The following is a 26,707-nucleotide window of genomic DNA, read 5'->3' as shown; positions in this document are numbered from 1 at the left end:
CCCCCGCTGGCGCAGATTTTCCATCCGTACCCATTCCAATAATAAATCCCATTACGTAAGCAAATAATGTGATTCCTCATTCTACGGAATGACAAAATAGTGGGTTTTTATACTTAACTCTAAATCAACCCAACCAACCATCACGATCTAAGCTTCTATACTGAATTGCTTCAGCAATATGGGACGAAACTACGGTAGGAGCGGCATCAAGGTCGGCGATAGTTCTAGCTACCTTCAAAATACGATCGTAGGCCCGAGCAGAAAGATTCAGTCGCTCCATTGCGGTTTTTAAAAGTTGTTTAGAAGTATCATCAAGAGCACAATATTCCCTAATGTGCTTGGTGTTCATTTGTGCATTGTAATGTATGTTGTCCATTTGCTCAAAACGTGCGGATTGTAATTCTCGCGCTGCCGTCACTCTTTTTCTTATATCAACACTACTCTCCGCCTTTTGATCATCTGATAATTTTTCGAAAGGAACGGGAGTCACTTCGATGTGAATGTCTATTCGATCCAGTAACGGCCCCGAAATTTTACTCAAATAGCGCTGCATCTCATGTGGAGAAGAAGTTTGTGGAGAATCAGGATCGTTAAAAAAACCACTCGGACTTGGATTCATACTCGCAACCAACATAAACGACGAAGGATAAGTCACCGTAAACTTGGCTCGCGAAATCGTTACTTCTCTATCTTCCAAAGGTTGACGCATAACTTCTAACACATCTCGTTTAAATTCTGGTAATTCATCCAGAAACAAAACCCCATTATGTGCCATCGATATTTCACCCGGTTGCGGATAACTTCCCCCACCAACAAGCGCAACATTTGATATCGTGTGATGCGGGCTTCTGAAAGGTCTTTGATTCATCAGACCAACCTCTTTCAATTTACCCGCAACACTATGAATTTTAGTAGTTTCTAATGCTTCTCGCAAAGTCATAGGAGGCAAAATACTTGGCAATCGTTTGGCGAGCATCGTTTTCCCAGCACCAGGAGGTCCTATTAAAATAATATTATGCCCACCCGCAGCGGCTATTTCCATGCAACGTTTAATACTCTCTTGTCCTTTTACATCCGAAAAATCAAACTCTGGAAAATCTAAATCCTTATAAAATTCGGCTCTGGTATCTATTGTTGTTGGTTCTAAAGTTCCTTTTCCTTCTAAGAAATCGATAACTTCCTGAATATTCTCAACACCATACACGTCTAATCCAGTAACGATAGCTGCTTCTTTCACATTTTGCTTTGGAAGAAAAAAACCTTTAAACCCCTCTTCTTTGGCTTTGATGGCAATAGGTAATGCCCCTCGAATGGGTTGTAAGCTACCATCCAGCGACAACTCGCCCATAATGATATATTTATCGACATCAATCGCCTTAATTTGCTCAGACGCAACAAGGATTCCGATAGTCAAAGTTAAATCATAAGCTGAACCTTCCTTCCGCAAGTCGGCAGGAGCCATATTAATCGTTATCTTTTTTCCGGGCATGGAGTAACCATTATTCTTTAGAGCAGCAGCAATTCTATAGCTACTTTCTTTGATGGCGTTATCTGGCAACCCCACTAAATGATATCCAATTCCTTTATCAATATTCACTTCGACTGTAATTGTTGTAGCTTCTACTCCAAATACGGCACTTCCAAAAACTTTAACTAGCATAGAAGATAATTTTATTAAAAATAATGAATTTTAATATACCAATCCTCACAATTTTTAGAATTACATAAAACAATTAGCAAGCCGCCGTTCGCCGATGTATAATAGTAATTCATAACGTAGAATAACACAATCAGTCCAAAAAACAGCTTCGGCTTTTTGCTTATTTCAGATTAAACACGAAGGATAAACAATTCATTCAGCTTAAAAACGAAAAACACATAACTAATTGAATTTCAAATAATTTAATCGATTTTTTAAAACAGATTCTAGTTTGTTTCTATGCCTCGAAAATGTCATTTATGAATCGAGCAAAAAGAGTCTTATTGCTTCCTTAATAGCTTTTTGGATATATTTTCTTATATTTGCCGCTAATAATTTGCTTTTTCGGGGTTAAAAACGAATTATTATCAATAATTCTTACAGCCAAATCTAAGATTTCATAATCCTGAAATCAACTTGAAAAAACATACCTTTTTTGCAGTTCGCTGCATCTTTTGCCTTTTGGAAAAATTCCATTTGCAGGCTACTAAATAATCTGAATTAACAAGAAATGCACATAATAGATTATATAATCTTTGTCGTTTACATGCTGGCTATGTTAGGTGTTGGTCTCTATTTTTTCAATAAAAATAAAACTGCCGAGGACTTTTATGTTAGTGGAAGAAACATGAGCAGCTGGCATATTGGACTATCTGTAGTCGCTACTGATGTTGGTGGTGGATTCTCAATTGGACTGGGAGGACTTGGTTTTACGATGGGAATATCCGGTTCTTGGATGCTATTTACAGGACTTCTTGGTGCTTGGTTAAGTGCCGTATTCCTAATCCCGAAAGTAAGCCAGTTGGGACACAAATATAAATTTTTCACTTTCCCTCAAATCTTCGGTCATTTTTACAATGGAAAAGTCGCTCTTTTAGCTGGTATTATTTCTGCAATTGGGTATATCGGATTCACCAGTTCTCAGGTTTTGGCTGGAGCCAAATTAGCTTCGGCAACAATTGACGGTTTGAATATTCAAACTGCCTTAATTGTCATGGGAGTTATTGCGGTGGCTTATACTTCTATTGGAGGATTAAAAGCAGTGATTTACACTGATACGATTCAATGGTTAATCCTTATAGGTGGATTAGTTTTTATAGGAATACCAGTTGCTTATAATGCAGTAGGTGGATATGATGCCATTAAAGAAACATTAGATCCTAAATATTTATCACTGACTAATGTAACTTGGTATCAATTACTAAATTGGTCCGTCACCATTATTCCTATTTGGTTTGTGGGTATGACGCTATACCAAAGAATTTATGCCAGTAAAGGGGAAAAAGAAGCAAAGAAAGCCTGGATAATTGCCGGAGTTTTCGAATGGCCTATAATGGCGTTTATGGGAGTTATTCTTGGAATGCTAGCAAAAGTAGCTGCAACCAAAGGCATGTTTGACGGAATTACAGACGCTGCGTCAATGGACAGCGAAATGGGATTACCTATTTTACTAGCTACCATTTTACCGATCGGGTTAATGGGGTTGATGCTTTCTTCCTATTTTTCGGCCATACTTTCTACCGCCGATAGTTGTTTAATGGCTGCTTCGGGAAATATCGTTACTGATATTATTGCTAAATTTTCTAAAAAAGAGTTAACTCATAAAAAAGAACTTCAGCTTTCTCAGATCGTAACCTTACTAGTTGGAATTTTTGCGATTTTATTGGCTTCTCAAATGCAAAACGTACTGGAACTGATGCTCTACTCCTACGCCTTTATGGTTTCTGGATTATTCATCCCCGTTCTAGGTGCTTTATTTTGGGAAAAAAGCCACCCAATAGCCGCTTTTTGGAGTATGCTTTTCGGAGGAGCAACCACAATTTTACTTATAATTACCGAAAATAAGTTACCTTTAGGAATAAAATTACCCGAACATTTAGACGCAAATATTTACGGAATAAGTATTTCACTATTATTGTTCGTTACAATATCAATTTATCATCATAACAAAAAAGAAAAACAAAATGGAATTCAAAATAATTAATAGCACTTCAGGAGAAGACAAAACATATACAAATCAAATTATTGCTCAGTTTCTTTTTACTCATTTAGAAGAGTATGGAGATAAAGTTGAAGACATTTTAAAATGTATCGCTTACGTTATGAACCCTGATAAAGGAGGGAATATAGTAGTAGGTTTAGACGAAGATAAAATTGTTGGTGTTGTTATTCTAAACAATACAGGGATGAAAGATTTTATCCCAGAGAATATTTTAGTGTATATAGCTGTTGACAATAGCCAACGCGGTAAAGGATTTGGAAAAAAATTGATGCAAAAAGCAATCTCTATTGCTGAAGGAAACATAGCACTTCACGTAGAGCCAGACAATCCAGCTAAAGGATTATATGAAAAATTAGGTTTTACTAATAAATACCTAGAAATGCGTCTTATCAAATAGTCCAAAATGGAGAATTTAAACCAACGCGTAGAACCACTTGTTCTACTGCGAAAGGAACTACATAAATACCCGGAAGTTTCTGGAAAAGAAGTGGAAACTGCAAAAAGAATCACTTCTTTTCTGGAAAATTATCCAGCTGATGAAGTCATAACTACTATTGGAAAAACTGGAATCATTGCCATTTATAAAGGGGAGAAACCAGGGAAAACGGTATTGTTTAGATGTGAACTGGATGCCTTACCCATTGAAGAAATCAATACGTTCGAACATCGTTCGCTAAGCAATGGTGTTTCTCATAAATGTGGGCACGACGGTCATATGGCAATTTTATGTGGTTTAGCAACCCAATTATCCCAACACAAGCCTGAAACAGGTAGAGTAATTCTTTTATTCCAACCTGCTGAAGAAGATGGTAGCGGTGCGCAAAAAGTATTTTCAGATGCGAAATTTGAAAGATTTCGACCTGATTATGTTTTTGCCTTGCACAATTTACCTGGATATCCAAAAAATCAGATTGTAGTTAAAAACGATACTTTTACTTGCGCCGTGAATAGTATTATAATAAAATTGGATGGGATTACCGCACATGCCGGAGAACCTGAAAAAGGAATAAATCCTGCCTTAGCAATAGCTTCGATTATTACCCAATTTAATACTTTTATTCAGGCTGACATTTCAAAGGAAAATTATTGTCTGATCACTCCTATTTATACCAAAATGGGTAAAAAGGCTTACGGTGTTTCTGCTGGAGCTGGAGAGGTTCATTTTACAGTGAGAAGCGACAGTAATTCTCAGATGAGAAAGATAGAAACCAATTTAGAAAATATAGCCCAGGCTGTTGCAGATGAATACCGATTGAAATGCAACATACAATGGACACAAGGTTTCCAAGCTAACGAGAATGATGAAACGGCTGTTCACTTCATCAAGGAAGCAGCAAAAAAAAATAACTTTGAACTACTGGAAAAACAGACCCCTTTTACTTGGGGAGAAGATTTCGGTTTGTTTACTCAGCACTTTAAAGGTGCAATGTTTGGACTGGGATCAGGAATCGACACGCCAGCCTTACACAATCCAGACTATGATTTTCCTGATGATATTATTGCAACAGGAGTATCTATTTTCCATCATATAAGCAAACATATTACAAATGCACACCAATTCAACAATAGAACTTAATACTACCGCTTATCAAAAGAATCTTTCTTTTCTTCGAACTACTTTTGGAAAAAAAGTAAGAATTTCATGTGTTGTAAAAGGTAACGCTTATGGACATGGAGTGGAGGAAATTGTTTCGATGGCCTATGCTAGCGGCATCACCCATTTCTCCGTTTTTGATGTACAAGAAGCAAAAACCGTAAAAGCAGAATTAGAGGATAAAGCCACTGTAATGGTAATGGGGCTCGTTCAAGACGAAGATATGGAATGGGTGGTTGCTAACAATGTAGAGTTTTTTGTTTTTGATAAAGCTCGCTTGACAAAAGCAGCAAAAACAGCAAAAAAACTTGATAAAAAAGCAATTGTACACATTGAAGTTGAGACTGGAATGAACCGTACTGGCTTTGAAAAAAACGAACTAAATACCGTAATTGCTTTTCTAAAAAAAGAAAAAGAACACGTTTTCTTTAAAGGACTTTGTACCCATTATGCAGGTGCCGAAAGTATAGCGAACTACTATAGAGTTGATAAGCAAATTAAACGATTCGAAGATATTTATCAATATCTTTGTAAGAATGAGCTAAAACCAGAAATAAAACATTCAGCCTGTTCAGCGGCATCAATCATGTTTCCTGAAACTAGAATGGATATGGTACGAATTGGAATCCTTCAATATGGCTTATGGCCAAGCCCTGAAGTATTTGTTAATTTTTTAAGCACAAAAAAAAGCAAGATAGATCCTCTTCAAAGAGTTATTACTTGGAAAAGTAAAATAATGAGTGTGAAAAAGGTGAAAATTGGAGAGTTTATCGGATATGGAACCAGTTTCCTTGCAGAAAGAAAAATGAAAGTTGCTGTTATTCCTATTGGCTATTCCCATGGCTATAGCCGTTCACTAAGCAACCAGGGAAGGGTTCTTATTGATGGACAACAGTGTATTGTAGTTGGCTCTGTAAACATGAATATGATGACTGTTGATGTTACAAACCTTGAATCAGTAAAGAAAGATGATGAAGTGGTGCTTATTGGCTCTCAAAATGATCTTTCTGTATCTATAGCTTCTTTTAGTGACTATAGTAATCAACTGAATTATGAATTATTAACCCGAATTTCGAAAACGATTCCACGTAAAATTATAGAATAATGGCCTTTATAAAACTATACCGAAAAAAATTAGAGGAGAATTATACTTTCTTGAATAATATTTTTGAATCAAGAAATATAGAATGGGGTGTTGTGACGAAGCTTCTATGTGGGAATAAAATTTACTTGAAAGAAATTATCGCATTAGGTGTAAGAGAAATGCATGATTCCCGAATCAGTAACTTAAAAAAAATAAAGGCGCTAGATCCTACGATCCAAACCGTTTATATCAAACCACCTGCTAAACGAAGTATTGAAAATATTGTACACTACGCAGATGTAAGTTTCAATACTGAAATCGATACCATAAAAATGCTTTCTAAAGAAGCAAAAAAACAAAATAAAATCCATAAAATCATTATTATGATTGAGATGGGTGATTTGCGTGAAGGTGTAATGGGTGAAGAACTAGTTGAGTTTTACGGTAGTATTCTAAGTTTACCAAATATTGAAATTCGAGGTATTGGTACCAATCTTAATTGCCTGAGCGGTATAATGCCTACCCAAGATAAATTAATTCAGCTGAGTCTATATAAGCAACTAATCGAAGCTAAATTTAATATTAAGATTCCATGGGTTTCAGGTGGAACTTCTGTAGCGATACCATTGATGCTGAAAAACGCACGCCCTATGGCGGTGAATCATTTCAGAGTTGGAGAAGCACTATTTTTTGGTAAAGACCTATTCACCGGCGAAACGATTAAAGGAATGCACAATGATGTATTCAAACTGTACTCAGAGATTATCGAAATTACTGAAAAACCAGACGCTCCCACAGGTGAATTAGGAGAAAGTGGAGTTGGGAATACTTATGTAATGGAAGATGATGCCGATTTAGGAGTTACTTCTTTACGTGCAATACTGGATATTGGACTTTTGGATATGCAACCACAATATATTGAAGCAGAAGATCCTGATATCACTATCGTCGATGCTAGCTCTGATATGTTAGTAATTGACATTTCAAATTCAAAAAAGAAATATAAAATAGGAGATCTAGTCTCTTTTAAGATACAATATATGGGAGCCTTATATCTCCTAAATTCAGATTACATCGAAAAAACCATTGGTTAGAATACCATTGAAAAATCGTAAAAGGGAAGATAAACAAAAGTTGTCTTCCCTTTTTTAGTGAAATAAAAACAACTCACCACTTAAATAAAATAAACAAGTGTTAATTAATAGATTTTTTAACATTTAAAGACAGTTATTCTATACTTTTAGAGAAAATTAACAAGAAACCTATGAAAAGAATAGTTACCCTTATCTTTTTATTAATTTTTATACCAAAAATTAATGCTCAAGACTACTTTCCTAATAACGAAGGTGTACGAAACAAAAACAACAATTATACTGCTTTTACCAATGCCAAGATTTTTGTAACTCCAACACAAATAATCGAAAAAGGAACTTTACTTATTCAAAATGGAAAAGTAATTGCGGCAGGAACTTCAGTAAACATTCCAAAAAACACTATTACTGTAAACTTAGAAGGAAAATCAATTTACCCTTCTTTTATTGATATGTATACTAGTTTTGGAATGGACAAACCAAAAAAAACAGAAGGTAATCGCCAAAGTCAGTCGTATGATACCAAGCGAGAAGGCTATTATTGGAATGAGCACATCCGTTCAGAAGTCAATGCTTATGACAATTTCAAATACGACCAACCAAAAGCCGAAGAATTATTGAAAGCCGGATTTGGTGTAGTGGGTACGCATGTTCAAGATGGTATCGCCAGAGGAACTGGTTCATTAATCGCTTTAAATAACAGTGATCAAAGTAATCGCTTACTAACCGCTAAAATTTCTAATCATTTTGGTTTTACCAGAAGTGCTACTTCTAATCAGGCCTATCCTAGCTCATTAATGGGTATGATGGCACTCTTAAGACAAGTAAATCATGATTTGAAATGGTATAAAAATGGAAATGCTGAAACTAAAGATTTGTCATTGGCTGCTTTAGCTGAAAACGAAAAGTTAATTCAAATATTTGCTACTGAAGACAAACTCAATAGCATGCGAGCTTCAAAGATCGCTAAGGAATTCGGTTTGAATTATGTTATGAAGGGAATAGGGAATGAATTTGAAAGAATTGAAGAAATTAAAAATACTAATGCTCAATTTATTATTCCAATAAATTTTCCTGAGGCTTACGATGTATCTGACCCAAATCAGGCAAATCAAATGGAATTAAAAGACCTACGCTTTTGGAATCAAGCGCCTACTAATCTTAAAGTTCTAACAGACAATGGAATCGTATTTGCACTGACTACGGACAAGTTAAAAAAAACAGAGGATTTTAGAACAAACCTACTTAGAGCTATACAATATGGGTTTGACAAAACAAAAGCATTAGAAGCACTAACAACGGTACCTGCTTCGCTATTAGGAAAAAGTAATGAAATTGGAAGTTTAAAAATTGGAAACTACGCCAACTTTATCATTACCTCAGGTGAAATCTTTAATGACCAAACGAAAATCTATGAAAACTGGGTTCAAGGGTCTAAATATGTTGTCAATGATATCAATGTGAAAGATATTAGAGGTGAATATGATTTGACTATTGCCGATAAAAAATACAAATGGAAAATTACCGGTGAGATAGAGACTCCTAAATCTGAAGTCAATACTGCTGATTCTAAAAAATTAAGCTCTAAACTTTCGATTTCTAACAACTGGATTTCAAATGTGCTAAAGTCAACCGATTCTACACAAACAACATTCACCCGATTAATAGGCTACATAGAAGACGTACAAACACTTTCTGGAAAAGCGATTTTATTTGATGGAAATGAAGTAAAATGGTCAGCTAATAAAATTGCTCCATTTGTGAAACCTGTGGATTCATTAAAGTTGCAAAAAAACAATGTTATTATGGCTACAACATTTCCGAATGTAGCTTACGGTAATACCAAGAAATTAACTACCGAAACTCTACTATTCAAAAATGCCACGGTATGGACAAATGAGAAAGAAGGTATTATTGAAGAAACAGACGTTCTAGTTAAGAATGGAAAAATCGCCGCTATTGGTAAAAATCTTTCTGATGCATCTGCAACTATTATTGATGCAAAAGGAAAGCATTTGACTAGTGGAATTATTGATGAACATTCTCATATCGCAATTTCTAATGGAGTAAATGAAGGTGGACACAACTCAAGTGCCGAAGTATCCATACAAGATGTAGTTAATTCTGAAGACATAAATATTTATAGAGAACTTGCCGGTGGAGTTACTACTTCACAGTTACTGCATGGTTCTGCAAATCCTATCGGTGGACAATCTGCCATTGTAAAGTGGAAATGGGGACAAGATGCAGATGAAATGCTGTATAAAAACCAACCTAAATTCATCAAATTTGCATTGGGTGAAAATGTAAAACAGTCCAACTGGGGAAATGTAAACCCAACTCGTTTCCCTCAAACAAGAATGGGTGTTGAACAAGTATTTACTGATTATTTTCAACGTGCCAAGGAATATGATCTAGCATGGAAAAACTATAATTCGAAAAAAGGAAAAGGGAATGCTCCCCGTGTAGATTTAGATTTACAAACGGTAGCTGAAATACTGAATAAAGAGCGATTTATTAGTTGTCATTCTTATGTTCAATCAGAAATTTTAATGTTGATGAATGTTGCCGATAAATTTAACTTCAGAGTAAATACCTTCACTCATATTCTAGAAGGTTATAAAGTAGCCGACAAAATGAAAGAACATGGCGTTGGTGCTTCCACTTTCTCAGACTGGTGGGCTTACAAGTTTGAGGTAAATGATGCCATTCCTTATAATGGGCCAATAATGCATAATGCAGGATTAGTGGTAGCCTATAATTCTGATGATGCTGAAATGTCAAGAAGATTAAATCAAGAAGCTGCAAAAGCAGTTAAATATGGAGATATTTCTGAAGAAGATGCTTGGAAGTTCGTGACTCTTAATCCAGCCAAGTTATTGCATATAGATGACAAAGTAGGAAGTATAAAAGTAGGTAAAGACGCTGATATAGTTCTTTGGAACAACAATCCCTTATCTATATACGCTAAAGCAGAGAAAACTCTAATTGAAGGTGTAGTATATTATGATGTTCAAAAAGATGAGCAACAAAGAGTAGCTATTGCCAAAGAAAGAAACGAGTTAATTGGTCAGTTATTACAAGAGAAAAACAAAGGCGCAACTACTCAAGAACCAAAGCGCAAAGAGAAGAAAGAATACCACTGTGATACATTAGAACTGGAATAAATCGAATTTTAAGAATCACAATTACCTAATAAATTATAAACAAATGAATAAACACATATATATATTAGTATTGGTATTAAGTTTATCAATCCTTGCAAATGCACAACAAACACCTGCTCCAAAACAATCAAAATCAATATTGATTCTAAATGCCAAAGCTCATATTGGTAATGGACTAGTAATCGAAAATAGCGCTTTAGGTTTTAAAGACGGTAAGATTACCATGATGGCAGATGCTACAGCAATTAGAATAGATAAAAGTGCCTATGATATTACTATTGATGCCAGCGGTAAAGAATTGTATCCTGGTTTCATAGCACCAAATTCCACATTAGGATTAGTAGAAATTGACGCCATTAAATCATCTGACGACGAAAATGAAATTGGACAAATAAATCCCAATGTAAGAAGTATTATAGCCTACAATGCAGAATCAAAAGTAATTGAAACCGTACGACCTAACGGTGTTTTAATTGCTCAAATTACACCTCGTGGAGGGCGTATATCAGGAACCTCATCTATAGTTCAGTTAGATGCTTGGACTTGGCAAGATGCAGTTATGAAAGAAAATGATGGAATTCACCTTAATTTTCCTTCCAGCTATAAGAAAAGTGGATCTTGGTTTGAGCCAGGAAGTATTGAAGAAAATAAAGATTACAAAACTCAAATCAATGAAATCGTTACTTTTTTGACAAATGCTAAAGCCTATCAAGTAGATAATGTTAAAGAACGTAATTTAATTTTGGAATCGGCAAGAGGATTGTTTGATGGTTCTCAAACTTTATTTATAAATGCTAATGAAGAGAAACAAATTATTGATGCTGTCCAATTAGCTAAAAGTAATGGTATTAAAAAAATGGTAATTGTTGGTGGATACGAAGCATACAAGACTGCTGAATTATTACAAAAAAACAATATCGGTGTACTTTTAAAAAGAGTCCATGATATGCCAGAACATGAGGATGATGATGTCGACCTACCCTATAAAGCGGCAAAATTATTAACCGATAAAGGAGTTTTAGTAGGACTAGAAAATAGCGGCTCTCATGAACGAATGAATACCAGAAACCTACCATTTTTAGCTGGTACATGTGCCGCCTACGGTCTAGACAAAGAGCAAGCTTTGCAATTAATCACTTCTAACACTGCCAAAATATTAGGAATAGATGCTCAATGTGGCACATTAGAAATAGGAAAAGACGCCACCTTATTCTTGTCTGCGGGTGATGCCTTAGACATGAGAACTAATAAAGTATCACATGCTTTTATTCAAGGTAGAATGATAAGTCTGGAAACTCATCAATCTGTACTGAATAAAAGATATAAAGAAAAATACAATCAAAACTAGTTGTCATAAAACAACTTAGTCTTTTCTTATAAAAAACAGACAATTTACGCGATCGTAAATTGTCTGTTTTTTTTTGATTTAGTACAAAACAATAAAATTCTGAATATTCCATTTCCGAATACATTAGCGAATACTTATTTTCCTAGCACAAATCAAACATACCCGCAAAAAAATAGGGGTCAAAATACTAAAAACATAAAAATAATGAGTTTTACATCAATATTAAGAGGGATGTTGAATGATTTTATACTTTTGTCAAAAATTAATTCAAAACAACATGAGAAAAATCGTTTTAAGTATCCTACTAATTTCCCTTTTAGTAGTGACCCTATTTTCAACTTCCATTCTTTCTGCACACCCTATCCCTGCCGAAGCAGTAGCATTCGATACTGGAGATACAGCATGGATGATAGTTGCTACAGCACTTGTTTTAATCATGACTCCTGGTTTAGGATTCTTCTACGGTGGAATGGTAGGTAAAAAAAATGTAATCAGCACAATGTTGCAAAGTTTCATGGCTATGATAATTGTAACCATACTTTGGGTTGTAATTGGATTTGGTTTGTCTTTTGGACCTTCAATTGGAGGTATTATCGGTAATCCTTTGCCTAACTTGTTCTTCCAAGGTGTTGGTACAAACACAGCCTGGGTTGCTGCACCAACTGTTCCCTTTCTATTATTCGCTTTATTTCAAGCAAAATTCGCAATAATCACACCCGCATTAATAACTGGAGCTTTTGCTGAAAGGATTCGCTTTTGGGCTTATCTATTATTCATGGTTCTATTCATCATATTAATTTATGCACCCTTATGTCATATGACTTGGCATCCAGAAGGATTATTCTTCAAGATGGGAGTTCTTGATTTTGCTGGTGGAACTGTCGTACATATGAGTGCTGGTTGGGCAGCATTAGCTGGCGCAATGTTTTTAGGTAAAAGAAAAGCACAAAAATCAAATCCTGCACGTATTACTTATGTATTATTAGGAACTGGTTTATTATGGTTTGGATGGTTTGGATTCAATGCAGGTTCTGCTTTAGGTGCAAATGGATTAGCTGTACAAGCTTTAGGAACAACGACTGTAGCCGCAGCCGCAGCCGGAATGGCTTGGGTATTTCTAGATAAAATTCTTGGTCATAAACTTTCAGCAATGGGAGCTTGTATTGGTACCGTAGTAGGATTAGTAGCTATTACACCTGCCGCAGGGTTCGTAAGTATGCCACATGCAATATTCATTGGTATTTTTAGTAGTATTGTAAGCAACCTTGTAGTAAGTACGTTTCCAAAAGGTAAAATTGACGATGCGTTAGATGTATTTGCTTGCCACGGTGTTGGTGGAATGACAGGGATGTTATTGACAGGAGTTTTTGCTTCTAAAGCAGTAAATTCAGCTGTTACAGATCAGGGACTTATATTTGGTGAAACAACATTATTTGTTCATCAGCTAACGGCTTTGATTATTGTATCCTTATTTGCTTTTTCAGCATCTTATTTCTTATTCTTTATTGTAAATAAGATAACTCCACTAAGAGTAAGTGAAGATAAAGAAGAGTTAGGTTTAGACATCTCTCAACACGGAGAGTTTTTATAAAAGTATTTATAAAAAAACTTGTAGTAAGGCTAGCCTAACACAAAAAATCCCAATCTGAATTTCAGATTGGGATTTTCTATTTCATACCGATTATGAACTTATAGTCCAATAAAAATCGTACTTTCCTATTATGTCAAAAAATCGACACAAGTTATCGGCCAAAGAAAGTATAAATAGTATTATTTCTTAAAATTAGAAATTCCTGATTTCAACCAAGTTCCATATTCTTCAATACTCACATAACTAATAGTTGGCTTTTCTTCATTTAAGCTATTGCCTTCTAAATCCGTTAAAACATATAAAGGCTGTGTATTAGTTTTATATTTTGATATCATAAAATCAGTCCACTTATCCCCTACTGTTTCAATTTCAGAACCTGTTGTTTTCGATATAAACTGTTCGTTTTTAGGCAGATTTCGTTTATCATCAACATACAAAGATATAAGTACTACTTCATTGTTTAGAATAGGCAAAATCATAGCATCAGACCAGACATTATTTTCCATTTTTCTACAATTTACACAGGCATAACCTGTAAAATCAAGCATAATAGGTTTATTTACTGTTTTGGCATAAGCCAATCCTTTTACATAATCATCAAAAACCACTATACCATGAGGTCCACTTTTAGCCCCTTCGGGTAAAATAACACTTGTCACACTACTTGCTGAACCGCCTAATCCCTTAGGACTTTCACTGTATTCTAATGTAGGAGGAAAAGCACTAATGATTTTTAATGGTGCTCCCCAAAGTCCTGGAATCATATACACAGTAAAAGTTAAAGCTAGCAATCCCAACATTAATCGCCCTACTGAAATATGCGTCAATGGACTATCATGTGGTAACGTGATTTTTCCGAATAAATAAAAGGCCAATGTTCCAAAAATAGCAATCCAAATAGCTAGAAACACTTCTCTTTCCAACAAATGCAACTGCAATACCAAGTCGGCATTTGATAAGAATTTAAAGGCTAAAGCCAATTCTAAAAATCCTAAAACAACTTTTACCGTATTCAACCATCCACCAGATTTTGGTAATGAATGCAACCATCCTGGAAACATAGCAAAAAGCATAAATGGTAAGGCTAATGCCAATGAAAAACCAAACATTCCAATAATTGGAGCGATCCCCCCTTTGGAAGCGGCTTCCACCAATAAGGTGCCTACTATCGGTCCCGTGCAAGAGAACGATACAATTGCAAGTGCCAATGCCATGAATAAGATCCCTATAATCCCTCCTCTATCAGCTTGGCTGTCTACTTTATTTGCCCAAGAATTAGGTAACATAATTTCGAATGCACCCAAAAATGAAGCCGCAAAAACAACTAATAAAACAAAGAAAATAATATTAAACCACACATTTGTCGATAGAGCATTCAAAGCATCAGCACCAAAAATCCAGGTTACTAAAAATCCAAGAAGTACATAAATAACAATAATTGAAATCCCATAAATGATTGCATTTCTAATCCCTTTTGCCTTTGTTTTACTTTGCTTGGTGAAAAAACTAACCGTCATAGGAATCATTGGAAAAACACATGGAGTAAGCAAGGCAGCAAACCCTGATAAAAATGCTATAAAAAATATAGACCACAATCCCCTTTGGGTATCTGATTTGGGTTCTGCAACTACTTCTTTTTCAGGTGTCGCAACTACCATGTTACTTGTACCAAGACTCGGAGCTAAAGAATCTTCTTTTATCGTATCACTTTCAACAGCAACTACAACAGCAGCGGCTTCTTTTGGCACTGCGACAACTGCTGTACTAGCAGGTATAGAAAAAGTGAATTTCTTCTCTAAATTAATACATACTTCTTTACAAACCTGATAATTCAACTCGGCTTCAACTTTAGTCAGCTTTGGATTCGTAACATGTATTATCTGTTGTATTTGAGCTTTTCTTTGAAAATACGTTTCATTTACTTCAAAAATATCATTATAAGCCGTTTTGGTTTTGCTTTCTTTCGCTTTACCTACAAGATTAAAATTACCTTTTTGGTTTTTAAAAATAACTTCTAATGCCAGTGGGCCACCATCTGGAGTAAACTGGGAATACAGATGCCAGTCTTTTTCAATTACGCCATCAAAAGTCAACAAATAAGTGTTGTCTGATGTTTTTTCAATTTTTGTTGTCCATTTTACTGGATCTAATATTTGAGCATTTACATTGGCAAAAGCCAAAAAAGTGACAAGGATAACTAATATTTTCTTCATTATTCTAATTCTATTTTTAATATATTTTGTGTTTTGCTTTCTACTCTAAATCGTTCATCTTGTCTAATACCAATAACCCAAACAATTTTATTTCCTGACCATAAGATCCAGACATTTTCTTTTTCTAACAAGGATAATTTTTCATCTTTAAAAAGCTTACTCACTTTTTTCGACTTGCCTTCCATTCCAAAAGGCTGAAAATTATCCCCGTCATTCCACCTGCGTAAAACTAAAGGGAATTCTAATTTATTTTGATCAACAAATATAGCCGAATTTGTAGGAATGTAAATGTCTTCTACTTTACAAAAGCTAAGATTTAAGGGAATCTTAACGTCTTCCATCCCTTCATCAATAAAATACTCCTCCGAAATAGCATCTAAATCAATTGGGCTTAGAATTAGTGAATCCCTGTCCTTCAATAATCGAAACTCAGCAGAAAAAACATGTTTCCCTGATTGACTTTCGACTAAATCATATATATCATCCCAAGCAGTAAAACCAAATTCATGCAACCATTGATATAAATAGGAAGTATAGTTTGGTAATTTTCTTAATTGGTTTAAATCAAAATAAATCCCTTCCTCTTCTTGCTTTGCTACCTGCTGGTACACCATAATAGAAGCGTCTTCAACCATGGCCTGTGATTCCTGCAAATAGGATTGTGTTTTTTGAAACGAAGGAATAAAATGTGGGTTTAATTCTTTTAATAATGGAACTAAATCATGGCGAATCTTATTGCGCAAATACTTATCGGAGGCATTGCTGCTGTCTTCTCTCCACTCTATTTTGTTATCTTTGGCATAGTTTGCAATTTCCTCCCTCGAAAAAAGCAAAAGAGGACGTATAATTTTGTCGTTTTGCGCTGGTATACCGACCAAACCTTCCAGCCCGGTACCTCGGCTTAGATTGATAAGAAATGTTTCTATATTGTCATCTGCATGATGAGCAGTAAGAACATAATCAAACCCCTCTGTTTCCAAAAGCTCATAAAACCAATTGTAACGTAAATCACGAGCTGCAACTTGTGTCGAAAGCTTGTAATCTTTGGCGAAAGCCTCAGTATCAAATTGGGTCAAAAACAGTGGGATATTATTAGTACTAGCATAATCTTGAACAAAATTTTGATCTCCGAAACTTTCTAATCCCCGCAATTGAAAATTACAATGAGCCAAAGCAATTGCGTAGTCCAGTTGATTGAACAATTGAGCCATTACAATACTGTCCAAGCCTCCGCTGGTAGCCAGAAGAAGTTTTTTATTTTCTAAAAAAGGGAAGTTTTGAGTAATATGATTTTTGAGTCTATCTAACATAGTTCAAAAATAAAGATTAAAATTCAATATCGAATTATGAATGTCGATTATTGCAATACTTCACGCATTGCTTTTGCTTTAAGCAAACATTCTTCATACTCGCTTTCTGGAATTGACAACGCAGTAATGGCGCTACCTACAGAAAAAGAAACGTACTGATTTTCCTGATTGTACAAAATACTTCTGATGATTACATTAAAGTCGAAATCTCCACTGGGCGTAAAGTAACCCACTGCTCCACTGTACAATCCTCTTTTAGTTTCTTCCAAGTCTTCAATAATTTTCATGGCCGAAATCTTAGGTGCGCCGGTCATACTTCCCATAGGAAAAGACTTCCTTATAGCATCAACAGCGCCATATTGATAATCTAATTTAGAGGTAACCGTAGAAATCATTTGGTGGACTTGCATAAAAGAATAAATACCACATAGTTCTGTAACCTGTACCGATCCTTTTTGTGCGGTATGCGATAAGTCATTACGCACTAAGTCCGTTATCATAATATTCTCGGAACGCTCTTTCGGGTCTGATGCAAGCCTCCTCTTCGATTCTTCGTCCTCAATTGGATCCAGAAATCGTTTTGAGGTTCCTTTTATAGGTTGCGAAACAAGAAGTTCTCCTTCTTTTTTCAAATACCGCTCCGGTGATGCCGAAAGTAAAAATTGACGGTGATTTTTAAAAAAGACAGCAAATGGAGGTTGAGAAATTTCGTTAAGTTTAAGGAATTTATCCAGTGGATTTATAATCGTATTTTCAGCATAAAATTCCATACAAAAATTAGCTTCATACAAATTCCCCTGATTAATATGAGTGAGCATTTTTGAAATTTTTTTGAGATATTTTTGTTTTGAAATTCTCTGTTTGACTTCAACTGCTGTTGTACGCAATTCTACATCGGTAGTTTGCAAATTTATCTCGTCGAAATCAACCGATAATTCATCATCGCACATGGTTAGATATTGAATTTCGACCTCGTTTCCTCTTAATAAAAATATTTTTTTAGGTTGAAAGAAAAACAAATCTGGAAAATACAAACCATCAAAATTATTCGATTGCAAATCCTCTATGTCATTTTTTAAATCATAAGATAAATAACCAAAAAGCCAGTCTTTTGTAATTTGCTGGTATTGTTTTAAATCCTCAAAAGCATTATGATAGTCTGTTTTTATTGACGTAAAAGCGTCTACTGCTACAACACAATCAAAACTTGAATGCTGCTGCGGATAATCATTACTATCCATAAAAATAACTTCACGAAACTGTTGCGACCAAATTAGAAGTTGTTTTTTAAACAATTTTGGATTTGAAATCGGCTTATGAATTGATGTTCTCAAAAAAATTTTGGCTTTAAAACTCAAAATTACAATAAAAATTTCCCTTTAATATATCGTTATAAGAAAAATCAGTTGTTTTTTTTTGTAAATTTACAATAACACGCTAATATTAAAACACTTAATTAAATTACAATTGTTTTTTTTCTGATAGAAACGGTAATCAAAATGGAATATAGTATTAAAAATAAATGAGCTTTACCGCATCAGAATATTTTAAATTTTTAACCAATAAACCTATATATTATGAAAATTGCTACCATTATTATTCGAACTATGCTTGGACTTCTATTTCTCTTTACCTCTATCAGCTATTTTTTACACTTAAGCCCTGAGCCTGCATCAACTGGAGAGTTCAAAGCATTCCAGCTTGGTTTGATGGCCTCAACTTATTTATTTCCTTTGGCAAAAAGTGTAGAGCTCTTATGTGGTTTATCATTTATAACGGGCAAATTCACCACGTTAGCTAATCTTGTTATTTTCCCTGTAACCCTTAATATATTATTAATTAATTACTTCTTGACACCAGACAACCTTCCGCTCGCCATTTTTGTGTTTGTGGGCAACATATTCCTGATTTTTGCTCATTGGGAAAATTATAAAGGACTATTCAAAATGGATTAATTCCAATTACAATTAAATACCAAAAAAGAAACCCGTTCAATGAACGGGTTTCTTTTTTGGTATACAAAACATAAAAGTCTTTCTGACTATACGTGTAATGCTCTATTATCTGTAGCCGCTAATGCAGCTTCTTTGATTGCTTCCGCAAAAGTAGGATGCGCATGTGACATTCTTGATATATCTTCAGCTGACGCTTTAAATTCCATAGCAACAACCGCTTCGGCAATTAAATCAGCACAACGAGCTCCAATCATATGAACTCCCAGAACCTCATCTGTTTTCGCATCAGCAAGAATTTTTACAAAACCGTCTAAATCTCCACTTGCTCTTGCACGACCTAATGCTTTGAAAGGGAAGGTTCCAGATTTAAATTCCACTCCAGAAGCTTTTAACTGCTCTTCTGTTTGCCCTACCGCAGCCACTTCTGGCCAAGTATAGACAACACCTGGAATTAAATTGTAATCAATATGAGGTTTTTGTCCAGCTAAGATTTCAGCAACCATAGCTCCTTCTTCTTCTGCTTTGTGTGCTAACATCGCTCCACGAACAACGTCACCTATTGCATAAATATTAGGAACATTAGTTTGTAAATGATCATTTACTTCAACCATTCCTCTATCTGAAATTTTCACTCCAGCTTTATCTGCGTTTAAACCGTCAGTATAAGGACGACGTCCAACAGAAACAAGAGAATAATCCCCTTGTAAAGTAATTGTCTCTCCTTTGGAATTTTCTGCCTGTACAGTCACGGCATCACCATTTCTTTCTACTGACTTCACTTTATGTGAAACGTAGAATTTCATTCCTTGTTTCTTTAATACTTTAGTCAATTCTTTAGACAATGAAGCATCCATTCCTGGAATGATTCGGTCCATGAATTCCACTACAGAAACTTGCGCTCCCAAACGTAAATACACCTGACCTAATTCAATACCAATAACTCCTCCACCAATGATGACAAGATGTTTTGGTACTTCTTTTAACTTTAATGCTTCAGTCGAAGTAATAATTCTTTCTTTATCAATTTTGATAAATGGCAAATTAGAAGGTTTAGAACCTGTCGCAATAATAATATTTTTAGCTTCTACTGTTTCGCTAGTTCCGTCCGCTTTTGCAATCGCAACGTGAGTAGCATCTACGAAAGAACCTAATCCTTCTAGAACAGTAATTTTATTTTTGTCCATTAAATATTTTACTCCGCCTGAAGTCTGATCAACAACTGCTTGTTTACGTGCAATCATTTTTTCCAGGTTAACTTTTACTTCACCAGAAACTTCAATTCCGTGATCAGCAAAATGCGCCAATTCAGCATAATGATGTGAGGAAGATAACAATGCTTTTGAAGGAATACACCCTACGTTAAGGCAAGTTCCTCCAAGAGTTGAATACTTTTCGATAATTGCTGTTTTGAAACCAAGTTGTGCACAACGAATTGCTGATACATATCCGCCCGGGCCAGAACCAATAATGACTACGTCAAATGAATTCATAGTATATTTATTTTTGTTGTTTTTTTATAAAATGTTGCACAAAATTAAGGAATTAAGTTTTGTTTAAAGTTTAATATTAAATATATTTTATTAAGATTTTACACTACAACCCATTTAATATGTCGCAAACAATACCTTCTTAGCGGTAAATTTCCTTAAACTTCTACAACCGTTGTGTTTTTAACTTCACTGATCATAAAGGTACTTTGCGTACTGCCAATATGCTGTAAGGTAGTTAACTTTGTGACTAAAAACTCTCTGTAGGCCTCCATGTCTTTCACCACAATCTTAAGGATGTAGTCGTAATCGCCACTTACATGATAACATTCTAACACTTCCTTTAATTGTACTACATCACTTTCAAATCTAGTTACAAATTCTTTCGTGTGTTGGATGAGTTTAAGATGACAAAAAACTACAAATCCTTTTTCAACCTTCCTTTTATTAAGCAACATCACATATTTATCAATAATACCTTCACGCTCTAATTTTTTAATGCGCTCATACACCGCTGTAACCGACAGATTCAATTTCAAAGACAATTCTTTTGTAGTCTTTTTGCTGTCCGTTTGTAATAATAAAAGTAGTTTTTTGTCTATTAAGTCTAAAGTCATTTTGTAGTTTTTTTGGCGAAATGATAAAATATTCGATAAAAATAGAAATAAAATCTACATAAAATCATTATCACAATATAAAAAACTAATTTTAAACCCCATTATTGACAATAAAAACTATATAAACGTCCTTTACATTATAAATAGTACTGTTGTAATGGATGATTTAATAACTTTTGGCCTTTTATGCCTCACCTCTTTTTTTACCCTAATCAATCCATTAGGTACAATGCCTATTTTTTTGACCATGACGACTGATTTGTCAGAACGGGAACGAAGATTCACTGCCAAAAAAGCATCCTTAGTTTCCTTCATCATTATCATTTGCTTTGCCCTTTCGGGACAATTACTATTTAAGTTTTTTGGGATCTCCGTAAACAGTTTTAAAATAGTGGGAGGAGTCATTTTTTTCATGATGGGAATGGATATGCTACAGGCTAGATTAAGCGCTGTAAAAATCAAAAAAAATGAAGTCAAAAACTACGTAAATGATATTTCTATAACACCTCTGGCAATTCCTATGATTTGTGGGCCAGGCGCTATAACAAACGCAATTGTTTTAATGGAAGATGCTTCCTCAATTTCCAAAATAGTGATTCTGCTAGTTTCTATAGCGGTCGTAGTCTTAACCACCTACATCATTCTATTGAGCTCTTCTAAAATTATAAAAGTAATAGGACAAACAGGCATAAATGTAATGATGAGACTTATGGGACTTATCGTTATGGTAATAGCAGTCGAATTCTTTTTTAGTGGCTTAAAGCCAATTATACACGATCTAATAAAATAACTAACTTAAAAAAAAACAACATGAACTTCAACCCCGCAGACAACATTCAAGACTTACAATATTTTGGTGAATTTGGTGGTGTAAACCCATCTATTTCTGACTCTTCTACCTACACTTTCCTTTCGGCAAAAACTATGTTTGACACCTTTGAAGGTAATATGGAAGGCTGTTATTTGTATTCCCGCCATTCCTCTCCAAGTAATTTGTATTTAGACAAAGCGATGGCCGCAATGGAAGGCACAGAAACAGCAAATGTATCCGCTTCCGGAATGGGAGCCATCACACCTACTTTATTGCAATTATGCGGAGCTGGAGACCACATTGTTTCAAGTAGAACTATATATGGAGGAACGTATGCTTTTCTTAAAAACTTCGCCCCACGATTTGGTGTCAAAACCACATTTGTTGACATCACAAAACTAGATGTAGTTGAAGCTGCTATAACTCCAGACACAAAAGTATTGTACTGTGAAACAGTAAGTAATCCTTTATTAGAAGTAGCTGATATAGCTGGTTTATCTAAAATCGCCAAGAAACATAATCTGAAATTGGTTGTGGATAACACCTTCTCTCCTCTATCTGTTTCTCCAGTTAAATTTGGTGCCGACATAGTAATTCACAGTTTGACAAAATATATCAACGGAAGTAGCGATACTGTGGGTGGAGTAACTTGTGCTTCACAAGACTTTATCAATGAGCTAAAAGACGTGAACAGTGGAGCTAGTATGTTACTAGGGCCAACAATGGATAGTATGCGTTCAGCAAGTGTTATGAAAAACCTACGTACACTACACCTAAGAATCAAGCAACACAGTCATAATGCTGCATACCTAGCAGAACGTTTTGAAAAAGACGGAATAAAAACGGTATATCCTGGTTTAAAAAGCCATCCAAGTCACGATTTATTTGCATCGATGATCAATCCAGAATATGGTTTTGGCGGAATGATGACATTAGACATTGGTTCTTTGGCGAAAGCAAATGCTTTAATGGAGTTAATGCAATCACGCAACTTAGGATACCTAGCCGTGAGTTTAGGATTCTACAAAACATTGTTTAGCGCTCCCGGAACCTCTACTTCGAGCGAAATTCCTTTAGAAGAACAAGCCGAAATGGGATTAACTGATGGCTTGATTCGTTTTTCAATTGGTTTAGATAACGACATTGCAAGAACATACGAAATGATGAAAGCCTGCATGCAAGAATTGGATATACTATAATTCAAGACTGCTATAAAAATTTTTTTTTAGTTTTTTTGTTGACCAAAACCCGCTTAAAGGCCATTTAAGCGGGTTTTATTTTTTTATATATAAGTCACTTTTTCAATTTCATTAAACGATATGCTTTTGTAGTATAGCAAATATTTTCAATTGAATAAATAAAAAGAAACCTCCTAAACGTTACTCTAATTTTGAATACAAACAAAAAAACTCCAGATTTCTCTGGAGTTTTTTTTATATCTAAAAATTGTAGTATTCTTATTTAATCATTTCAATTTTCTGAACCTCTTCTTGATGTACACTATCAAAAAATCCTTGTTCGTGCATCCAATCATCACTGTATACTTTACTCATATAACGTGAACCGTGGTCAGGAAAAATGGCAATTACATTACTATTTTCACCAAACTCACCTTCTTCAGCATATTGTCTTATCGCTTGTAAAACAGCTCCAGAAGTATAACCTACAAATAAGCCTTCTTTTCTAGTAATCTCTCTTGCACAATGTGCACTCTCTTCATCGGTAACTTTCGTAAACTTATCGATTGTATCAAAATCTGTAGCCGATGGAATTAAATTTTTCCCTAAACCTTCAATTCTGTATGGATAAATTTCATCGTTGTCAAATTCTTTTGTTTCATGGTATTTCTTCAATACCGAACCAAAAGCATCAACAGCAAGTACTTTAATATTAGGATTTTGTTCTTTCAAGAACTTAGCCGTTCCAGAAATCGTTCCTCCAGTACCACTACATGCAACTAAATGAGTTATTTTACCATTAGTTTGTTTCCAAATTTCAGGTCCTGTAGAATTATAATGTGCGTCAATATTTAACTGATTAAAATATTGATTGATGTAAATTGATCCTTTTGTTTCTTCGTGTAATCTTTTTGCTACATTGTAGTAAGAACGTTCGTCGTCTGCAGATACATGTGCTGGACAAACATAGACTTTAGCGCCTAAACTGCGTAACATATCAATTTTATCTTTGGATGATTTTGAACTTACGGCAAGAATACAGTTATATCCTTTTATGATACTAACCATTGCAATACTAAATCCAGTGTTCCCAGATGTCGTTTCAATTATGGTATCTCCAGGAGATAATATCCCTCTTCTTTCGGCCTCTTCAATTATGTATAAAGCGATTCTGTCTTTCGACGAATGCCCAGGATTAAAAGCTTCTACCTTTGCATAGAAATTACCTTCTAACTTTTCTGTGACTTTATTTAGTTTAATAAGAGGTGTATTTCCTATTAATTCTAAAACACTATTGTAAGCTTGTATTTCTTCTTTCATAAAAAAATAGTTTGTCGAGACCAAATTTATTAGACCCCGAAACGTTGCAAATTTAACAAAATTTTTTGAATTACTTTTTAATTTTCTCTAAATCTAGCAAAAAACTAAATTCCTTCGCTAATTCTTTAAGCGCTTCAAACCTTCCAGACGCACCTCCATGACCTGCATCCATGTTCGTGTCTAAAAATAAAAGATTACCATCTGTTTTCAAGGTTCGTAACTTAGCTACCCACTTAGCCGGCTCCCAATACTGTACTTGTGAATCATGTAAACCAGTTGATATATACATATTAGGATAGGCTTGGGGTTTTACATTATCATAAGGTGAATAGGATTTCATGTACTTATAATATCTTTTAACGTTTGGATTTCCCCATTCGTCATATTCCCCGGTTGTTAATGGGATTGTTTCGTCCAGCATTGTAGTTGCAACGTCTACAAAAGGAACTTGAGCAATCACACCATGATATAGTTTTGGCGCCATGTTTAAAATAACTCCCATCAATAAACCACCTGCTGAACCGCCTTCGGCATATAGATGTTTTGCAGAAGTGTATTTTTGCTCAATTACAAATTTAGAACAATCTATAAAATCCTTAAAAGTGTTTTTCTTTTTTAATAATTTTCCGCCTTCATACCATTGTCTTCCTAAATCCTCACCACCGCGAATGTGCGCTATCGCATAAACAAAACCTCTATCTAACAATGATAGTCTTGTTGATGAAAAATAGGCATCCATGGAATGACCATAAGAACCGTATGCATAAAGTAATAATGGATTTTTACCGTCTTTCTTCAAGCCTTTTCTATATACCATAGAAATAGGTATTAGAGTACCGTCTTTTGCAGTAGCCCAAACACGTTCTTCAATATAATTATCCTTATCAAAGTTACCACCAAGCACTTCCTGTTCTTTCTTGACTTCTTTTTCTTTAGTATTCATATTGAAATCAATAATCGAAGCAGGTGTCGCCATTGATTGATAGGCATATCGTAAAATATCCGTGTCAAAATCAACGTTTGCAGAAGCATGAGCGGTATAAGTTTCACTTTCAAAAGGCAAATAATACTCCTCTTTTCCATTCCAGGGAATGATTCTAATTTCACTCAAACCATTGCTACGCTCTGAAACCACCAAAAAGTCTCTAAAAATATCAATATCCTCTAATAAGACATCTTCTCTATGAGCAAGAACATCTTCCCAATTCTCCATCGCAGTTTTAGATTCAAGCGTTTTCATCAGTTTAAAATTAGTCGCCTTGTCCTTGTTTGTAAGGATATAAAAATGATCTCCAAAATGAGAAATACTATACTCTAAACCTCTTTTTCTTTTCTGGAAAACTTTAAATTTCCCTTCTGGGTTGTCTGCTAATAAAGTCATGAACTCAGTAGTCAAGGTACTTGATGAGCTAATCAAAATATATTTTTTTGATTTTTCTTTACCTACAGCGACATCAAAAGTATCGTCTTTTTCAAAATAAACTACTTCGTCTTCTGACGTAGCTGTCCCTAATTTATGTTTTAGAACCGTATCAGAACGCAAGGTTTCAGCATCTTGAGTGGTATAAAAAATAGTTTGATTGTCGTTTGCCCAAGTGGAATTTCCAGTTGTATTTTCAATTTTATCGCTTAAGATTTCGCCCGTTATTAGGTTTTTTATCTCCAAAGTATAAATTCTTCTTCCCACTAAATCTATTGCATACGTAGCCAATTGATTATCATTACTGATACTTAATCCGCTTAGTTTGAAATATTTTTTGCCTTTTGCTAATTCGTTGCAATCAAGCATAATTTCTTCTTTTGCCGAAAGGCTTTCCTTTTTTCGAGAATAAATAGGATAGTCTTTACCAGTTTCAAAACGGGTAATATAATAGTAGCCGTTATATAAATAAGGAACCGATTCATCGTCTTCCTTGATGCGGGATTTCATTTCCTCAAACAAATCCTTTTGTAAATCCTGCGTATGAGCAGTCATTTTTTGATAATATTCGTTTTCTTTATTCAGATAGTCAATAACTTCCGGATTTTCTCTATCCTTTAACCAATAATAATTATCAACCCTGATATCCCCGAATTTCTCTAATACTGTTGGTATAATTTTAACTACTGGTGGCTGTATTTTTTCTGTCATTTTTTGAGTTTTCATATTTGTAAAGAAGCCACAAAAATAGACAAAGCCGCACTATAACGTATCCGCTTTTCATCTTATTTAACATTGCTTATTCCTTCAAAATTCGTAA

The 26,707-nt window shown here is 34.8% G+C and carries 19 protein-coding genes; 11 read left to right on the top strand and 8 right to left on the bottom strand.

Features of this window, described 5'->3' with window-relative positions:
• Nucleotides 1-124 precede the first annotated feature (124 nt).
• Nucleotides 125-1,660 (bottom strand): YifB family Mg chelatase-like AAA ATPase, encoded by a 1,536-nt coding sequence (locus AAC069_RS10485; RefSeq protein WP_339920418.1) that lies wholly within the window; start codon nt 1,658-1,660, stop codon nt 125-127.
• 550 nt (nt 1,661-2,210) lie between these two features.
• Here AAC069_RS10485 and AAC069_RS10480 point away from each other — a divergent pair.
• From AAC069_RS10480 to AAC069_RS10445, 8 genes are all read left to right on the top strand, one after another.
• A complete protein-coding gene (locus AAC069_RS10480; RefSeq protein ID WP_339920417.1) occupies nt 2,211-3,683 on the top strand; it encodes a sodium:solute symporter family protein in 1,473 nt (490 codons plus the stop codon).
• Complete coding sequence (locus AAC069_RS10475) at nt 3,664-4,098, top strand: GNAT family N-acetyltransferase (RefSeq protein ID WP_339920416.1); 435 nt, start codon at nt 3,664-3,666, stop codon at nt 4,096-4,098. The genes AAC069_RS10480 and AAC069_RS10475 overlap by 20 nt, the downstream gene beginning before the upstream one ends.
• A 6-nt stretch (nt 4,099-4,104) precedes the next feature.
• Nucleotides 4,105-5,277 carry an amidohydrolase gene (locus AAC069_RS10470; RefSeq protein WP_339920415.1) on the top strand — a complete coding sequence of 391 codons (1,173 nt, stop codon included), beginning with the start codon at nt 4,105-4,107 and terminating at the stop codon, nt 5,275-5,277.
• Entirely contained in the window at nt 5,249-6,400 is a 1,152-nt protein-coding gene (gene alr / locus AAC069_RS10465) for an alanine racemase (protein WP_339920414.1), read from the top strand. Before AAC069_RS10470 ends, alr begins: the two co-directional genes overlap by 29 nt.
• The gene (locus tag AAC069_RS10460; protein WP_339920413.1) at nt 6,400-7,473 is read left to right on the top strand and encodes an alanine/ornithine racemase family PLP-dependent enzyme; all 1,074 of its coding nucleotides are present in this window, start codon (nt 6,400-6,402) and stop codon (nt 7,471-7,473) included. The genes alr and AAC069_RS10460 overlap by 1 nt, the downstream gene beginning before the upstream one ends.
• Before the next feature lie 170 nt (nt 7,474-7,643).
• The gene (locus AAC069_RS10455) at nt 7,644-10,637 is read left to right on the top strand and encodes an amidohydrolase family protein (protein WP_339920412.1); all 2,994 of its coding nucleotides are present in this window, start codon (nt 7,644-7,646) and stop codon (nt 10,635-10,637) included.
• A gap of 43 nt (nt 10,638-10,680) precedes the next feature.
• Nucleotides 10,681-11,985: an amidohydrolase family protein gene (locus AAC069_RS10450; RefSeq protein WP_339920411.1), complete on the top strand. Its 1,305-nt coding sequence runs from the start codon at nt 10,681-10,683 to the stop codon at nt 11,983-11,985.
• Nucleotides 11,986-12,262: 277 nt separating this feature from the next.
• Complete coding sequence (locus AAC069_RS10445) at nt 12,263-13,576, top strand: ammonium transporter (RefSeq protein ID WP_339920410.1); 1,314 nt, start codon at nt 12,263-12,265, stop codon at nt 13,574-13,576.
• Between the two features lie 179 nt (nt 13,577-13,755).
• Here the strand turns inward: AAC069_RS10445 and AAC069_RS10440 are convergent, their stop codons facing one another.
• From AAC069_RS10440 to AAC069_RS10430, 3 genes are read right to left on the bottom strand one after another with little or no spacing between them, the layout of a single operon-like run.
• Nucleotides 13,756-15,789: a cytochrome c biogenesis protein CcdA gene (locus AAC069_RS10440; RefSeq protein ID WP_339920409.1), complete on the bottom strand. Its 2,034-nt coding sequence runs from the start codon at nt 15,787-15,789 to the stop codon at nt 13,756-13,758.
• Nucleotides 15,789-17,099: a tRNA lysidine(34) synthetase TilS gene (tilS, locus tag AAC069_RS10435; protein WP_339920408.1), complete on the bottom strand. Its 1,311-nt coding sequence runs from the start codon at nt 17,097-17,099 to the stop codon at nt 15,789-15,791. The genes AAC069_RS10440 and tilS overlap by 1 nt, the downstream gene beginning before the upstream one ends.
• A gap of 47 nt (nt 17,100-17,146) precedes the next feature.
• The gene (locus AAC069_RS10430; RefSeq protein ID WP_339920407.1) at nt 17,147-18,433 is read right to left on the bottom strand and encodes an anthranilate synthase component I family protein; all 1,287 of its coding nucleotides are present in this window, start codon (nt 18,431-18,433) and stop codon (nt 17,147-17,149) included.
• A 243-nt stretch (nt 18,434-18,676) separates the two neighbouring features.
• Here AAC069_RS10430 and AAC069_RS10425 point away from each other — a divergent pair, with 243 nt between their 5' ends.
• Nucleotides 18,677-19,054, top strand: coding sequence for a DoxX family membrane protein (locus tag AAC069_RS10425; RefSeq protein ID WP_339920406.1), 378 nt, complete (start codon nt 18,677-18,679; stop codon nt 19,052-19,054).
• 86 nt (nt 19,055-19,140) lie between these two features.
• Here AAC069_RS10425 and lpdA read toward each other — a convergent pair whose 3' ends face one another.
• Together lpdA and AAC069_RS10415 are read right to left on the bottom strand one after the other, a co-directional pair.
• Nucleotides 19,141-20,544 carry a dihydrolipoyl dehydrogenase gene (gene lpdA, locus AAC069_RS10420; protein WP_339920405.1) on the bottom strand — a complete coding sequence of 468 codons (1,404 nt, stop codon included), beginning with the start codon at nt 20,542-20,544 and terminating at the stop codon, nt 19,141-19,143.
• Nucleotides 20,545-20,699: 155 nt separating this feature from the next.
• A complete protein-coding gene (locus AAC069_RS10415) occupies nt 20,700-21,158 on the bottom strand; it encodes an Lrp/AsnC family transcriptional regulator (RefSeq protein WP_339920404.1) in 459 nt (152 codons plus the stop codon).
• Between the two features lie 157 nt (nt 21,159-21,315).
• On the opposite strand from AAC069_RS10415, the gene AAC069_RS10410 reads away from it, so the two are divergent.
• Nucleotides 21,316-21,948: a MarC family protein gene (locus AAC069_RS10410; RefSeq protein ID WP_339920403.1), complete on the top strand. Its 633-nt coding sequence runs from the start codon at nt 21,316-21,318 to the stop codon at nt 21,946-21,948.
• Between the two features lie 20 nt (nt 21,949-21,968).
• Nucleotides 21,969-23,168, top strand: coding sequence for an aminotransferase class I/II-fold pyridoxal phosphate-dependent enzyme (locus tag AAC069_RS10405; protein WP_339920402.1), 1,200 nt, complete (start codon nt 21,969-21,971; stop codon nt 23,166-23,168).
• Nucleotides 23,169-23,426: 258 nt separating this feature from the next.
• Here AAC069_RS10405 and AAC069_RS10400 read toward each other — a convergent pair whose 3' ends face one another.
• The gene (locus tag AAC069_RS10400; RefSeq protein ID WP_339920401.1) at nt 23,427-24,467 is read right to left on the bottom strand and encodes a cysteine synthase family protein; all 1,041 of its coding nucleotides are present in this window, start codon (nt 24,465-24,467) and stop codon (nt 23,427-23,429) included.
• A 70-nt stretch (nt 24,468-24,537) separates the two neighbouring features.
• Nucleotides 24,538-26,598, bottom strand: a complete 2,061-nt coding sequence (locus AAC069_RS10395) for a S9 family peptidase (protein WP_339920400.1) — start codon at nt 26,596-26,598, stop codon at nt 24,538-24,540.
• Nucleotides 26,599-26,707 lie beyond the last annotated feature (109 nt).

It is taken from the genome of uncultured Flavobacterium sp. (assembly GCF_963974175.1).
In the GTDB taxonomy this organism is placed as follows: Bacteria; Bacteroidota; Bacteroidia; order Flavobacteriales; family Flavobacteriaceae; genus Flavobacterium.
This window is presented reverse-complemented; position numbering and strand designations above follow the sequence as displayed.

Excerpts from the sequence above, each read along its gene's own strand:
- AAC069_RS10485 (WP_339920418.1), bottom strand. The coding sequence starts at position 1,660 with ATGCTAGTTAAAGTTTTTGGAAGTGCCGTATTTGGAGTAGAAGCTACA.
- AAC069_RS10480 (WP_339920417.1), top strand. The coding sequence starts at position 2,211 with ATGCACATAATAGATTATATAATCTTTGTCGTTTACATGCTGGCTATG.
- AAC069_RS10475 (WP_339920416.1), top strand. The coding sequence starts at position 3,664 with ATGGAATTCAAAATAATTAATAGCACTTCAGGAGAAGACAAAACATAT.
- AAC069_RS10470 (WP_339920415.1), top strand. The coding sequence starts at position 4,105 with ATGGAGAATTTAAACCAACGCGTAGAACCACTTGTTCTACTGCGAAAG.
- alr (WP_339920414.1), top strand. The coding sequence starts at position 5,249 with ATGCACACCAATTCAACAATAGAACTTAATACTACCGCTTATCAAAAG.
- AAC069_RS10460 (WP_339920413.1), top strand. The coding sequence starts at position 6,400 with ATGGCCTTTATAAAACTATACCGAAAAAAATTAGAGGAGAATTATACT.
- AAC069_RS10455 (WP_339920412.1), top strand. The coding sequence starts at position 7,644 with ATGAAAAGAATAGTTACCCTTATCTTTTTATTAATTTTTATACCAAAA.
- AAC069_RS10450 (WP_339920411.1), top strand. The coding sequence starts at position 10,681 with ATGAATAAACACATATATATATTAGTATTGGTATTAAGTTTATCAATC.
- AAC069_RS10445 (WP_339920410.1), top strand. The coding sequence starts at position 12,263 with ATGAGAAAAATCGTTTTAAGTATCCTACTAATTTCCCTTTTAGTAGTG.
- AAC069_RS10440 (WP_339920409.1), bottom strand. The coding sequence starts at position 15,789 with ATGAAGAAAATATTAGTTATCCTTGTCACTTTTTTGGCTTTTGCCAAT.
- tilS (WP_339920408.1), bottom strand. The coding sequence starts at position 17,099 with ATGTTAGATAGACTCAAAAATCATATTACTCAAAACTTCCCTTTTTTA.
- AAC069_RS10425 (WP_339920406.1), top strand. The coding sequence starts at position 18,677 with ATGAAAATTGCTACCATTATTATTCGAACTATGCTTGGACTTCTATTT.
- lpdA (WP_339920405.1), bottom strand. The coding sequence starts at position 20,544 with ATGAATTCATTTGACGTAGTCATTATTGGTTCTGGCCCGGGCGGATAT.
- AAC069_RS10415 (WP_339920404.1), bottom strand. The coding sequence starts at position 21,158 with ATGACTTTAGACTTAATAGACAAAAAACTACTTTTATTATTACAAACG.
- AAC069_RS10410 (WP_339920403.1), top strand. The coding sequence starts at position 21,316 with ATGGATGATTTAATAACTTTTGGCCTTTTATGCCTCACCTCTTTTTTT.
- AAC069_RS10405 (WP_339920402.1), top strand. The coding sequence starts at position 21,969 with ATGAACTTCAACCCCGCAGACAACATTCAAGACTTACAATATTTTGGT.
- AAC069_RS10400 (WP_339920401.1), bottom strand. The coding sequence starts at position 24,467 with ATGAAAGAAGAAATACAAGCTTACAATAGTGTTTTAGAATTAATAGGA.
- AAC069_RS10395 (WP_339920400.1), bottom strand. The coding sequence starts at position 26,598 with ATGACAGAAAAAATACAGCCACCAGTAGTTAAAATTATACCAACAGTA.